General features: G+C 47.8%; 13 protein-coding genes. 4 read left to right on the top strand and 9 right to left on the bottom strand.

The window, feature by feature from the left end:
- Positions 1-111 precede the first annotated feature (111 nt).
- On the bottom strand, positions 112-1,284 hold the full coding sequence (locus tag H9625_RS05365) for an iron-containing alcohol dehydrogenase (RefSeq protein WP_022038845.1): 1,173 nt from the start codon (positions 1,282-1,284) through the stop codon (positions 112-114).
- Between the two features lie 113 nt (positions 1,285-1,397).
- Between H9625_RS05365 and H9625_RS05360 the strand changes: the two genes are divergently transcribed.
- Entirely contained in the window at positions 1,398-1,580 is a 183-nt protein-coding gene (locus tag H9625_RS05360) for a hypothetical protein (protein ID WP_191763312.1), read from the top strand.
- A 134-nt stretch (positions 1,581-1,714) separates the two neighbouring features.
- On the opposite strand, the gene H9625_RS05355 is transcribed toward H9625_RS05360, so the two are convergent.
- The 5 genes from H9625_RS05355 to H9625_RS05335 all read right to left on the bottom strand — a co-directional run bounded on the left by H9625_RS05355 (position 1,715) and on the right by H9625_RS05335 (position 7,605).
- Positions 1,715-2,773, bottom strand: a complete 1,059-nt coding sequence (locus H9625_RS05355) for an ABC transporter permease (protein WP_022038844.1) — start codon at positions 2,771-2,773, stop codon at positions 1,715-1,717.
- 6 nt (positions 2,774-2,779) lie between these two features.
- Positions 2,780-3,889 (bottom strand): ABC transporter permease, encoded by a 1,110-nt coding sequence (locus tag H9625_RS05350; RefSeq protein ID WP_087406757.1) that lies wholly within the window; start codon positions 3,887-3,889, stop codon positions 2,780-2,782.
- A 75-nt stretch (positions 3,890-3,964) separates the two neighbouring features.
- Positions 3,965-5,422 (bottom strand): ATP-binding cassette domain-containing protein, encoded by a 1,458-nt coding sequence (locus tag H9625_RS05345; RefSeq protein WP_191763310.1) that lies wholly within the window; start codon positions 5,420-5,422, stop codon positions 3,965-3,967.
- Positions 5,409-6,320 (bottom strand): HlyD family secretion protein, encoded by a 912-nt coding sequence (locus tag H9625_RS05340; protein WP_022038841.1) that lies wholly within the window; start codon positions 6,318-6,320, stop codon positions 5,409-5,411. The genes H9625_RS05345 and H9625_RS05340 overlap by 14 nt, the downstream gene beginning before the upstream one ends.
- A 10-nt stretch (positions 6,321-6,330) precedes the next feature.
- Positions 6,331-7,605, bottom strand: a complete 1,275-nt coding sequence (locus H9625_RS05335; RefSeq protein WP_022038840.1) for a TolC family protein — start codon at positions 7,603-7,605, stop codon at positions 6,331-6,333.
- Positions 7,606-7,787: 182 nt separating this feature from the next.
- Here H9625_RS05335 and H9625_RS05330 point away from each other — a divergent pair, with 182 nt between their 5' ends.
- Positions 7,788-8,693, top strand: a complete 906-nt coding sequence (locus tag H9625_RS05330; protein WP_022038839.1) for a helix-turn-helix transcriptional regulator — start codon at positions 7,788-7,790, stop codon at positions 8,691-8,693.
- An 84-nt stretch (positions 8,694-8,777) separates the two neighbouring features.
- On the opposite strand, the gene H9625_RS05325 is transcribed toward H9625_RS05330, so the two are convergent.
- Positions 8,778-9,656 (bottom strand): FKBP-type peptidyl-prolyl cis-trans isomerase, encoded by an 879-nt coding sequence (locus tag H9625_RS05325; RefSeq protein WP_022038838.1) that lies wholly within the window; start codon positions 9,654-9,656, stop codon positions 8,778-8,780.
- A 156-nt stretch (positions 9,657-9,812) separates the two neighbouring features.
- Entirely contained in the window at positions 9,813-10,397 is a 585-nt protein-coding gene (locus H9625_RS05320; RefSeq protein WP_022038837.1) for an FKBP-type peptidyl-prolyl cis-trans isomerase, read from the bottom strand.
- A 135-nt stretch (positions 10,398-10,532) separates the two neighbouring features.
- Here H9625_RS05320 and H9625_RS05315 point away from each other — a divergent pair, with 135 nt between their 5' ends.
- Both H9625_RS05315 and rd read left to right on the top strand, forming a co-directional pair.
- Positions 10,533-11,237, top strand: a complete 705-nt coding sequence (locus H9625_RS05315) for an SIR2 family NAD-dependent protein deacylase (protein WP_022038836.1) — start codon at positions 10,533-10,535, stop codon at positions 11,235-11,237.
- A 71-nt stretch (positions 11,238-11,308) separates the two neighbouring features.
- Entirely contained in the window at positions 11,309-11,473 is a 165-nt protein-coding gene (gene rd, locus H9625_RS05310; RefSeq protein ID WP_022038835.1) for a rubredoxin, read from the top strand.
- Between the two features lie 246 nt (positions 11,474-11,719).
- Here the strand turns inward: rd and H9625_RS05305 are convergent, their stop codons facing one another.
- Positions 11,720-13,435 (bottom strand): GH35 family beta-galactosidase, encoded by a 1,716-nt coding sequence (locus H9625_RS05305; protein ID WP_191763309.1) that lies wholly within the window; start codon positions 13,433-13,435, stop codon positions 11,720-11,722.
- Between the last annotated feature and the right edge of the window lie 464 nt (positions 13,436-13,899).

The raw sequence follows: 13,899 nt of genomic DNA, 5'->3' as shown, positions 1-13,899 counted from the left end.
CTGGTAAAGCGCGTAATAAATCGGTAAGATTTGTCGGATTTATGTAGGAAGTTAAAAAAGTGAAGGAGTTAAGAAGCAATATCCTATCAGGCTCTTAACTCCTTAAACCACTTATTTGTACGATTGTTTATAGATATTCAGTACTTCATCGTCGGTCAGCGGACGAGGATCGAGGGTAAAGAGGCTGCCCATGGTATCTCGTGCATTTTGTACCATCTTGGGAAAGTCTTCTTCTTTGATACCCCAGTCGCTCAATTTGATGTTGTCTACGTGACATTCGCGTTGCATGCGTACCAGTGCATCAATGAAATCGCTCGGACGGTTGCTCTTTTGTTGGGTCATGACATCTGCCATTTTCATAAAACGTTTCATGCAGTCGTTGCGGAAAGTTTCGAAGTAGGCTGTACTGATGGCAATCAGTCCGGCTCCATGAGGCAGTTCGGGATAATAGGCACTCATGGCATGTTCCATAGAATGTTCGGAAATGCAACAAGATGTAGCTTCTACCAGCCCGGCCAGTGTGCTGGCCCATGCTACTTTGGCGCGTGCTTTGATGTCGCGTCCGTCATTGACGGCTACCGGCAGGTATTTATAGAGCAGGCGGATAGCTTCCAGTGCGTACAGGTCGCTTATAGGAGTAGCACAATTGGCAAGGAAGCCTTCTGCTGCATGGAAGAAGGCATCGAAGCCCTGATATGCCGTGAGATGGGGAGGTATGGTAACCATCAGCGTCGGGTCGACAATGGAGAGTACAGGAAAGGTAAGTGGGCATCCGAATCCGATTTTTTCCTGTTTCTCTTCGTTGGTAATCACTGTCCATGGATCGGCTTCCGTACCGGTTCCGGCTGTGGTCGGTATGGCTACAATGGGAAGTGCTTTTGTGACCGGACGCCCTTTGCCCGTACCTCCGTTTACGTAGTTCCAGTAATCACCATCATTGCATGCCATGACGGCGATGGCTTTTGCAGAGTCGATGCTGCTTCCTCCTCCCAACCCGATGATAAAGTCGCATTTCTGCTCGCGGCAGATGGCTGCGGCTTCCATAACATGTGTCTTGATGGGATTAGGAAGAATCTTATCGTATACAATGGCACTGACATCGTTTTCAGTAAGGTATCCCAATACTTTATCCAGGTATCCATATTTTTTCATGGACGTTCCGCCGGATATGACTATCATGGCTTTTCTGCCGGGAAGTGTTTCGGTAGCTAATTTCTTTATTTCACCGCACCCGAACAATATCTTGGTGGGTACGTACAAACTAAAAACTGGATTTGAGTTCATATCTGTTTGCTTTTAAAGGTTCATCATTTTCAAAGATACGAATAAAACCATTGCTTGTTGCCGGCAGAGTGTTAATTTTTTCAATTTAGAAGCTGTTTTGAATTTATCGTGCGATGATTTGGGATGAGTTTTTGAGGCATTTTCGCTTGTGTGATGAGGAAGATAGCGGGCTATCTGACGAAGAACAGGGGCGAAAAGGACCAAAAAATCGCCCAAAGCACACACGAAAACGGATACATCAAGCCAAGAAAAACTTTTTGGAGAAATTCAAAAACAGCTTCTTAGGGCTTGTTTAATTTTGTTCAGGTTAAGAGCCTGTCTTAAATCTTCCAATAAAATGAGGACTCCTTGTCGGCTAAAGGACATTCATATTAATATTCTATCAGGATTCTTTTGCGTTTGTTTCCGCTCTGTGTTTCTGATTTCGGGGTTATTGTTGCTTTTTATAACTTACAATGGCCCACAGATAAAGCACAGTGGCAAAAATGGCAAGTGTACCCAGCTGCGGCAGAATATCGGTGAGACTGCTTCCTTTCAGGTACACCATGCGCATGATTTCCATAAAATAACGCAATGGATTGGCGTAGGTGATGCATTGTGCCCACTGGGGCATGCTGCTGATGGGGGTAAACAATCCGCTCATCAGAATGAATATCAGCATACAGAACCACATGACAAACATGGCTTGTTGCATGGTGGCTGAATAATTGGAAATGACCAGTCCTAAACCAGACACCACGAAGGTAAATACGATGGTGGCAATGTAGATGCAAAAGATATTCCCCGAAGGAGTAAGTCCGTATACCAGCCATGCCAACAGCATACAAAGGTTGAGAACGATGAATCCGATAAGCCAATAGGGTAATAACTTACTGAGTATGAAAGTGAATCGGCTTACGGGAGTGACATTGATTTGCTCGATGGTACCGGCTTCTTTTTCGCCTACAACGTTCAGTGCCGGAAGAAATCCGCAGAGCAGTACGAGCAACATGGTCATCAGTGCCGGAACCATGTAATTCTTGTATTCAAGGTGTGGATTGAACAGGTAGCGTATGGAAGTGTTTCCGGCAGGTGCAAGAATCTGGTTTAAATACGAACTGCCCAATCCACCTTTAGTCCCGTTGACGGCATTGACGGCAACCAGTGCTGAGGCAGGTCTGCCGTTCACTTGTTCTTTTTCAAAACCACGAGGTATTTCCAACAGCATGTCGGCACGGTCTTTCTCGATGGCTTCCAGTCCGTCACGATACGTGTCGGGCAGTCCGGTCAGCTTAAAATAAGGCGATGCTTCGATTCGGTGTACCAGACGTTCGGAAGAAGGGCTATGGTCGTTGTCGATAATCACAATGCGCAGGTCTTCTATTTCCAGGGTGGCAGCCCATGGTATAATCAGCATCATCATGCATGGGAAAAGCAGAATGAGACGTGGCAGGAAACTGTTGCGTGCCAGTTGCTTGAACTCTTTTTCTATCAGGTAGCGTAGTGTCATAGGCTTTCATTCTAAACGGTTCTTGAATTTGCGGGCAGTGATGCCTATCAGGGCGATGGCCATTACCAGCAGGACGGTTACTTCGTGCCAGACGTAGGCAAGTGGTACACCTTCTATCATGAGTTTTCGTACCAGGTCGACGTACCAGCGTGCCGGAATGAGACAGGAGAGGGCTTGCAGAATACCCGGCATACTTTCGATGGGAAAGATGATGCCCGACAGGATGATGGTGGGAATCAGCATCACCATGCCTGATACAAGCATGGCTGCTACCTGTGTCCGGACAAGGCACGACACGAGCAATCCTAATGCCAGCGAGACGAAGATGAACAGCAGGGATACACTCAGCAGGCTGAACAGATTGCCTGCAATGGGAACCTGGAGTACAAATACCGAGAGCAGCAGAATGGTGGTCAGGTTGATAAGGGACAAGACGAAATAGGGTACTGCTTTCGAGAGGATGACAAACAACGGATTGACGGGAGAGACAAGCAAGACTTCCATCGTTCCGGTTTCTTTTTCGCGTACAATGGAAATGGAGGTCATCATCGCACATATCAGCATCAGGATAAGCCCCATTACGCCTGGTACGAAGTTGTAGGCACTTTTCATTTGTGGATTATAGAGCAGCTTGCCCGATACGATGAGGCTGGGGGAAGCATCTGCTTTTGTTCCGGTCCGTTTGATGGCATTTAGGGCGGTATGCAGGATTCCATTGGCATACGTGCTCCGTGTGACGGCAAGGTTGGGATCCGTGGCATCGGCTATTAGCTGGATATCTTCTGCATCCATACGCAAGCGATTCAGGTCGGAAGGGAAAACTACTGCCAGTTCTATCCGGTTCCGTTTAAACAACCGGTCTATTTCATCGGGCGAATGTACGATGTATTTTACATGGAAGTATTCGCTGGCATCCAGCCGCTCGACTATACGTTGCACTTCTGCATCGCTAGAAGGCATCAGTACGGCGGTCTCTACATTGCGTACTTCGGTAGAGATAGCAAAGCCGAAAAGGATAATCTGTACGATGGGCATTCCTATCAGTATCAGCATCGTGCGCCGGTCGCGCAGGATGTGACAGAACTCTTTCCGGATAAAGGCGATAAATTGTTTCATAGTCGTATGTTTCTTTTTTTACCATAGAGGAAAAATTAAAGTCTCTGTGTGCTTCGGTTCCTCTATGATGAGCTGTCAGTTCCCGTTTCGTTTCGCTTCGCGTGCCAGGAGTCGGAACACTTCATCCATATCCTTGGCATTGAACATCTCTTTTAATTTTGCCGGTGTGTCGAGTGCTCGGATGCGTCCGTCTACCATCATCGAGATGCGGTCGCAATATTCTGCTTCGTCCATATAGTGTGTGGTGACGAATACCGTGATGCCTTGGTGTGCAGCCTGGTAAATTAGTTCCCAGAACTGGCGGCGAGTGGCAGGGTCTACGCCTCCGGTAGGTTCGTCAAGGAATACCAGCTGGGGGCGATGGAAAATAGCTACAGAGAATGCCAGTCGTTGTTTCCAACCCAAGGGAAGCTCGCGTACCAAGGTGTGGCGACTTTCATACAGTCCAATGCGGTGAAGCATCTCCTCGGCGCGAGGCGGTATTTCCTTGTCGGGTACACCGTAGATTCCGGCAAAGAGACGCACGTTTTCCCATACGTTCAAGTCTTCGTAGAGTGAGAATTTCTGGCTCATATATCCGATGCGCCGTTTGATTTCTTCGCTCTGCGTGTATACGTCGAAGCCCATAACTTCAGCATTTCCTCCGGTAGGCAGGCTCAGTCCGCAAAGGATGCGCATGGCAGTGGTCTTGCCGGCTCCGTTGGCTCCTAGGAAGCCGAATATCTCTCCGCTTTTCACTTCGAACGAGATGTGGTCGACTGCCGTAAAATTGCCGAACTGTTTTACCAGTCCGTTGACGCGGATGATGGTTCTGGTTTCGGTATTATCTATATCGCGTTGCAGGCCGGGCGGGCATAAGATGTTGCGGAAACGGTCGAGAATGACTGCTGGGGTATCGATGCCCCGTACATTTCCTTCTTGTAAAAAGGCAATCCGGTTACAACGTCTGGCTTCGTCCATAAAGGGAGTCGAGACCACGATGGTCATCCCTTGCGTACGGAGCTTAGCCAGTATCTGCCAGAATTCTTTACGTGATACGGGGTCGACTCCTGTTGTCGGTTCGTCCAGGAAAAGTATTTCCGGTGAATGCACCAATGCACAGCAGAGAGCGAGTTTTTGTTTCATTCCTCCCGAAAGGGCTCCTGCCCGTCGGTTGGCGAAGGGGGCTATTTGTTCGTAAATGTCTTTTATTTGTCCGTAATGGGCTTTTACGGTAGTCTGGAAAACGGTGGCGAAGAAATTCAGGTTTTCTTCTACCGTCAGGTCTTGATACAAGGAGAAACGTCCAGGCATATATCCTATACGTTTCCGTATCTCTTTATATTCTTTTCGTACATCGTAACCCATCACCGATGCTGTGCCTGTATCCGCATTCAGAAGGGTAGTCAGAATGCGGAATAACGTGCTTTTCCCTGAACCGTCGGGACCAATCAGTCCGAACAGTTCACCTTGTCCTATCTCAAAAGACACTTCGTGGAGGGCTTTTGTCTTTCCGTAGTATTTGCTGATGCCTTTGACTTCAATCACTTTCATCGGTTTGGAATTTTACTTTGCCATACATGCCCAGTTTGATGATACCGTCATTGCGGACAGCTATCTTTACGGCATATACCTGATTGGCACGTTCATCATCGGTCAGGATAGTTTTGGGGGTGAACTCTGCCTCGTCGGCTATCCAGCTCACGATACCGGCATAAGTTTTCAGGTTGTCGTCGCCGAAATCGGCATATACTTTTGCTTCCATTCCAATACGGACCGATGCAAGTTGTGTAGATGTGATGTAAGCGCGCAGGAAGATGTGTTCGGTATCGGCAATTTTGAACAGTGGCTTTCCTACCGATGCCAGTTCGCCTGGTTCGGCATATTTGGCAAGGACGGTACCGTTGATAGGAGCCACAATGTGACATTTCTGCAGTTGGTCTTCTATCTGCGCCATTTGGATGGCGACTGAAGAACTCTGTTCGTTCAAACTGGCTGTACTATTATATAAGGTAGAGCGTTGGGCTTCGAGTTGGCTTTCCAATACGGCTATCTGCGATTCCCAGTCGTCCAGTTGCTTGCGGTTGGCTGCATTTGCTTTTAACAGGTTCTCTACGCGTGCCCGTTCGCGTTGTGCTGTGGCAAGTTGTTCTTGCAGGGCAGCTATCTGTTTGCGGATGTCGGGCCGCTGGTTGTCTACCGACTTCATATTTGCCTGAAGTTGCAGTTTTTTCAGATAGAGCTGGACAGTATCGGTCAGCCCTACTTCTTCTCCTTGTTTCAGCCGGACACCTTCTTCTGCATCCAGACGGAACAGTTTGCCGTTGCTTTCGGCAGACACGATAATCTCAGTGGCTTCAAAGGTGCCTGTCGCATCGAAGTCGATGTCCGGATGGCAGGATGCCAGCAGTATGCTTGTCAGTGAGGCAAAAAATAAAGAATAAGTTTTCATACGTTTGAGGTTATGGGTTTATGGTCGGTTGGTTGTTGGTAAGGTGCTGTTGCTGGTATTGGTGCATCAGCAGTTGGATTTCGTGTAACGCTTTGGCTTGTCGGGCAAGGCTTTCAGCGGTTACTTCGCGTAACATTTCAGTCACGCTTAGCGTGCCGTTGGCTACTTTGGCTTCAGCAGATTGCCGGATGTTGCTGCGCAAGCGGATGATTTCGTCATCGTCTTTCATCTGTTTCTGGAGTGCAAGCAGGATGCCGTCTTGTTCAGCCAGTTGCAGTCGGGTATTGAAGAGGAACAGGTCGCGGTTGCTTTCTATCTGCAAGCGGCGGGTATCCAGCTTCCGTTTGTCGTTTTTCAGGGTATACAAGTTACCGAAGTTCCACGTGAGACGTGCTCCTACGATGTAATATGCCCGGAATTGGTCTTTCAGAAAGTCCAGTCCAGGATTGCCGTATGCGCCTTGTGCGAAGAGTCCGATGCGGGGCATATAGCCTGCTTGCAGGTTGTGACGTTCCACTTCGAGGCTTTGTACTTGTGCATTATACAGGTCCAGCTCCGGCCGGGCGATACGGAAAGCAGTCTTGTCATCGGGGGAGACAGGGCGTATCAGCTGGGTTTGTTCGTCCAAAGGCTTGCCGGTGAGCAGCGAAAGCATGCGCAGGTAGGCGGTGCGGTTGGCGGTGAGCTGTGTCCGTTGCTGACGGGTGTTGAGGATTTCCACCTGCACGGCATCTACATCGGCATCGTTGGCTATGCCGTTGTCACGATAAGCACGTATGTTTTTCAGGTTGCGTTGCAGGTCTTCTTCAAGCAGGCGGTTCTGTTCCAGTTGTTCGTCTATCAGCAGGATGCCGAAGAATACTTGGTTTACCTGTTCATTCAGGGCGTACATCGTGACGTTCAATTGCCTCCTGCTTTCTTCGGTTTCGGTTTTGACTTGTTCCTTTCTGGCTCGGATGTTGCCTCCGTCCCAGATGTTTTGTGTTACTTCCAACTGTATTTGATATTGGTCTTTGGGCAATCCCTTCATGCCGATGCCGGGGATGTCGAACGGGAAAGTGGTGGCTTCGCTTTGGTAGGATACTTTTCCACTGAGGCTGACTTGGGGCAGGTTGCCGCGGGTTGCATTGTCAAGTGTGTATTGTTCTGACAGGCGGAGCAGGTCGTATTGCCTTGCCAGCGGATAGTTTTGTTGCGCGGCAGCCCGGCACTCGTCCAGGGTCACCTGTCCGAAAGAGGAAAGGCAGAAGCATCCCACCAGCATCAATAAACAGGTTCGTATCATAAGCATGTCGTTTTTTAAGGTTCTTTTTGCAAATATAGATTGTTCTGTTCAGATTCAGAAGTTCCATTACTTGTTTCAAATGTTCTATTTGTTTGATTTTGTACTGGCTATCTCCTGTTTTTGCTGTGAATTATTATCTTTGCAGGAGGTAGAGAACATTGGTTTATCTTAAAATTTAGGATATGGAACAGAAAGACTTTTTTTTGCTTGCTTTGCAACAGATACACGATTTTCCTTTTACACGGTGTAATGCGAGTCGTTTCATCACTCCCGAACTGGGTTTTGTGCGTTCGGTAGAGGGGATGGACGAGATTGCGGAGTCAATTCTGATACCGGGAAGACCCTATCGCCTGACAGAAGGACGGATTGTTTATATCCAGTCGGGATATATCCGGGCTCGTATTAATTTACGTGAAGTGACGGTTTCAGGCGGGCAGCTGATTGTGTCTTCGCCAGGAGCTGTGCTTGAGTTTGAGGAAATGCCTGCGAATATGGATGTGACCATGCTGGCCTTTACTGATGACTTTATGGAAGGTTGGCAAAAAGAGCCTTTGTTGCATGCTTATCTGCAAGGTGGACTTTTTTTTGCTGTCGATTTGGATGAGAAGGAACGAAAGCGGCTGGAAGTGTTTTTGGACCTGATTTGGGAAGTGTTGCACGACGAACCTTTTCCGCGTGACACTGTCCGAAGCCTCATTTCTGCTTTGTTTCGTCAGATAGAAGTATTTTATCATCGCGATGCTGCGGTGGCGCGTCAGGAGCATACCCGGCAGGAAGAAATATTCAACCGGTTCTTGAAACTTGTTAACAGATATGCCGTACATGAGCGGAACATCACTTTTTACGCCGATGAACTGTATTTGAGTCCACGTTACCTGAGTACGCTTATCAAGCAGGTCAGTGGGCGGACGGTGATGGACTGGGTCAATGCTGCGGTGGTACAGGAAGCCAAATTACAACTGCGCCATACCGACAAACTGGTATATCAAATAGCTGATGACTTGAATTTTCCCAATGCTTCGTTCTTCTGCAAGTTTTTCCGACGGATGACTGGAAAGACACCACATGCTTATCGGGATGAAGACTGAGTGAAATAAAATGCCACAGATTACACCGATTATATAATGAATGAAAAAATCGGTGTAATCTGTGGTGAAAAACAGAGGGCTGCTTTATTTCTTCTTGGCAGCAGGCTCTTCAATGTCAACCAGTTCTACTTCAAAAATCAGTGTAGAGAAGGGTTTGATTTTACCCGTGTTGCGTGAGCCATAGCCCAATTCTTGCGGGATGTAGAGAATCCACTTCGAACCTACCGGCATCATGGTCAGCGCTTCGGTCCATCCTTTGATGACTTGGTCTGCACGGAAGCTGGTCGGTTCTTTGCGTTTGTAAGACGAATCGAATTCTGTACCGTCGATTAACGTGCCTTTGTAGTGTACTTTCACTCTCGATGTCTTTTCGGGTACTTTGCCGTTACCTTCTTTCACAACCTTATATTGTAAGCCGCTCGGAGTAACTTTCACACCTTCCTTGGTCTTGTTGGTGGCAAGGAAGTCTTCGTTCTGTTTCTTGTAGTCGGCATATTTCTCGGCAAGTGCCTTTTCTTTGATGGCATCTACGCGAGTACGTACGTACAGGCTGGCAGAGTCGGCAGAGAAGAGAGATTGTTCTTTCACTGCAGCGATGAATCCGGCAAGGAAGTTTTCTTTCGTCAGGCTTTGTGCAGAGTCACCTTCAAAAATTTGGCCGTTGATGGCATCGAACATCTGACCGCTGACTTGTTGTCCGATTTGCATACCCATCAGGTAAGCTCTTTCTTTATCTTCCGTTGTCTTTATGCCTTGTTCGATACCGCGGATGAAATCATCATAATAGGCCGAATCAATCCCCATGCGGCCAAGTGCATAGTCTTGCAGTCCTTGTGTGTTGCTTACACCCATCATGTATGAGAGGGTGTCCACTTCGGTTTTCATGTTGGCTTTCGGTCCTTGTGCGCACGATGCCATGCCTCCAGCGATAGCCAATGCCATTAAAAAAGGAGTCTTTTTCATTTGCTTGATGTTTTTATATTTGTTGTTGATAATTCTTGTTCAGCAGTTTAAGCACTGTCGTAACACACACAGGTAACGTATATTCCATTCTTCTGATGGACACAGATAAATAATTAAAACTGTGCACGTCTGCTTTTGTCGCCTGTGTGCCGTTAATTATAATACTTCAATCAGCTCCACTTCGAAGATGAGCGTGCTGTGCGGAGGAATCATCTCGCCTGCACCTTGTGCGCCGTAAGCAAGGTCGGACGGGATGTAGAGTTTCCATTTTGCACCTTCCGACATCAGTTGCAGTGCTTCCACCCAACCTTTTATTACTTGGTTCACGCCGAATACGGCAGGTTCGCCCCGCTTGATGGAACTGTCGAATAATGTTCCGTCTATCAAAGTGCCTTCATAGTGGCACCGTACGCGGTCGGTGGCTTTTGGCTTTTTGCCATTGCCTTCCTTGATTACTTCGTATTGCAGGCCGCTGGGAAGGGTCACGATGTTCGGTTTCTTCTTGTTTTCTTCCAAGAAAGTTTTTCCCTTGGCTATGTTTTCCGCATTGGCTTTTTCTTCCAGTTCGGTAAAGAACTTATTGACGATTTCGCGTGCTTCGTTATGCGTAATGGCAGTCTTGTTGCCTTCTAATACGTCTTTTACTGCTTGTGCAAAATCGTTTACGTCGATGCTGCGGGCGCCCATACTCCACAAGTTCTGACCTATGCCTAAGCCAATGGCGTAACTGAATTTATCCATAAAGTCTTTGAGTTAAAAGATATTGTTTTTCTTTAGTCGGCGCAAAGGTATCTTTTTTATTTGAATAAGAGCTTCTGTAAGCGATTAAATTTTCTTATTTTTGTATGGTTAATCGTATGAAGGAGGAACTTGCGTATGAAAAAGTTGGTTATATTGACAGGAGCAGGCATGAGTGCCGAGAGCGGAATCAGTACTTTCCGCGACTCTGGAGGGTTGTGGGAGCAGTATCCCGTAGAACAAGTGGCTACACCCGAAGGCTATCGGGCGAACCCGAAGTTGGTAATAGATTTCTATAACGCGCGGCGTAAGGAACTACAACGCGTGAAGCCCAACCGCGGGCATGAGCTGATAGCCGAATTGGAAAAGGACTTCGACGTGACGGTCATTACACAGAACGTCGACAACTTGCACGAACGGGCAGGAAGCCACCATGTCATTCATCTGCATGGGGAACTGACCAAGGTTACATCGAGCCGGGACCCGAACAATCCGGCATACATCAAAGAGTTGAAGCCCGAAGAATGGGAAGTGAAGATGGGCGACCTGGCCGCCGACGGCTCCCAGCTCCGTCCGTTCATCGTGTGGTTCGGCGAGGCGGTGCCGATGATAGAAACCGCCATCGGATACGCCGAGCAAGCCGATATATTCGTCATTATCGGCACTTCGCTCAATGTGTATCCTGCGGCCGGACTGCTCAATTATGTGCCGTCTCGTGTACCGGTGTACCTTATCGACCCGAAAGAAGTCACCATTGTTTCGGGCAGGAAGGTGCATGTTATCCGCAAGGGAGCTTCGGAAGGAATGGAAGAATTAAAAAATATGTTATTAAAAGAACGGTGATAAACAAATCTTCCCTATATTTGTTCCATCATATAAAAGAACATTATAGCTAACTTAAAACAATTGGACGTATGAAAAAGTACATTTGCACCGTATGTGATTGGGAATACGATCCCGCTAAAGGTGATCCCGATAACGGCATCGCTCCGGGCACAGCATTCGAAGACCTGCCCGAAGATTGGGTTTGCCCGGTTTGTGGAGTAGGAAAAGAAGATTTCCAACCGGTAGAGGAGTAAATTCCTTTAGAGGTTAGAAAAGCCGAAAGCCGGTCTGCGTAGCGTAATGCTTGCAGGCCGGCTTTCCTGGTTTCGGGGCTACGGAAACCGATGCAACCGGATGCCCAACCGGAGCCAATAATAGTCTCAGGCAGTTTTAATATACTGAAACTTTAGTTTTAATGCACTGAAACTACAGTTTTAGTGCTATTATACTTCTGAAGAAACTGCCTTGTGTTGTCATTCCTTATCATTCCCTGTTTTTTTTTACCGGTATTCGTATAGCTTCACATGCAGGATTTGGAAGTTGTCCACTCCGATGCGTGCGTGCCGTCCCTGGTGATCTTGATCGCCATTATAGCGCCGGATGAAGTTCAGGCTCCCGTCTTCGTTTACGCTGACTTCGTCTACCGAACCAATGCCGATGCGTTTTTCATTCTTCCACCGGACGGCAGACGCTTGACGGCCCTCGCCTTCCAATACGAATCCGTCTTCGCCTAACTTGGCTTGCGCCGTGCTCAAAGCGGCTTCTTCTTTGCTTTTAAATTCGACCACGATGCCGCTTCCGGCTATCAGGTATTCGTCTTCAGCCATCCGGATGACCAGTCCTCCTCCTTCCGGCCATACACTTCCATCGGTGGCACGTGAATCCCACGGCAAGGTAAAGAAGTGCTTACATATTAATAATGTGTTATCCCATGCAAGGGTGCGTTCTTTCTCGGTTTGGTCGAAAAGTAAGCCTTTCATGGCTCCCTGCCCCTGGTAACGGGTGATGAGAGGCATCAGTTCTTTCAGCTTGAGGTAGCTTTGGGTCAACTGGTAACTGGGACGGTCGGGCGCGTCTTCTATGGAGAACGGGCTGAAACCGATGCCGTCGTGCTCGCCGAATACATAAAAGGCACGCACACCATCATTAGGCTCCAGACGGATTTCAGGTATAAAAAGCGGGTTGTTGTGCAGCTTATATTGTGCGGTCCAGCCGGTAAACCCTTTGTCGTAGAGGTCGGGAGCCAGCAGGTCAATGCCCGGAGCGGCACAATGCCAGATATCGATGAGATGAGCCAGCGGTCCTGCCGACGGATATTCACCGGGTTTGCGCCCGCGACTATTCATGGCGGCATTGACATACATAGGCAAGTTGTACGCTTCCCGTCCGCACTGAATCATACGTTCCACATACGTGGCATAGTGCCATGCCATAAAGATTTCATCGGTATACAGGTCGGTGCCGAACACCTTCTGCCAGTTTCCTTCGGTCTTTCCTCCCGCTTTTTGCCATTTTTCTGCCAGCCACGGGTGGAGCGTCTTTTTGTTCTTTACCAGGTAATCGGCCAACTCTTCAGGGATGGCTGATTGGAACAGGCGGTTGGCTTCTTCCGAATAGTCGCGTGCGCTTTCCAGCATACCGATTTCGTTTTCTACCTGTACCATGATGACGGTATGTTTGTCCCCGTCGGTTTCGGAAAGATGCCGCATGAACGCTTTAAAAGCTTTGCTATCCGCCTGGAATACATTGTCCGAGAAAGGACTGGCTATCTCCAGCGGCTTACCCGTCTGGGTCCGTACGCGCGGATACTTCTTGTAGTCTTGCTTGAACCATAGCGGGGCATAGCAGCTCATAGAGTTTTTCCATGCGCCGAACCAGAGAAAGACGATTCTCAAGTCGTTTGCCCGTGCCTGTGTAATGGCGTGGTCTACCAAAGAGAAATCGAATGTCCCCTCTTCGGCCTCTATCAGATCCCAGTAAGCAGGCACCAGTACCGTATTCAGCCCGGTGCGTTTCAGCTTGGGAAAGATGCGGTCGATGTCATACGGTGAAGATGCGGACGAGTTTCCCAGTTCCCCTCCTAAAATAAGGTAGGGACAATTATCGACAATCAGTTGTTTGGCAGAACCTTGTTGCTGCCAGTGTGGAGTAGGTTGTGCCAGAGCTGTAGATAAAAGGACTCCGGCAAGTAGGGAAAGGATGGAACGTTTTTTCATAAGTAGATTTGTTTAGATGATGTCGCAAATATAATAGTATTATCAAAAAATCCCAAATGCCGATTAGCACGAATTATGTCGTACAACATAAGATGTATGGTTTCTGATAGTTTATGTAACATTTAACATAGTAGATGTAACAGGGGCGATACATATTATGGAGCGGTATGGATTTGTGCATTTAGCTGATGTCATCGTTCCTGTCTGCTGTATCCGTTCCGTTCGCCGTGCATTACTAAACTGTATGTGTTATTATCTTCGTCTGGTGTAAGATTAATAATCTTCCGCTTGTAAGATTAATAATCTTGCAGCCTGAAGATTAGAGTTTATGTAATTTAGATTTGTTATATATCGCGCATACGCGTACCTTTGCAACATGAATTACCGCGACCATAAAGACAACAGCAAAAGTTTCCGTGCCTTGACGGGAGTTAGCCATGAACAGTTTTGTGCGCTTCTCCCTT

Source organism: Phocaeicola intestinalis (genome assembly GCF_014837065.1).
Classification (GTDB): Bacteria; Bacteroidota; Bacteroidia; order Bacteroidales; family Bacteroidaceae; genus Phocaeicola; species Phocaeicola intestinalis.
The sequence above is the reverse complement of the archived record's forward strand: the minus strand, read 5'-3'. Positions and strand labels throughout refer to the sequence as shown.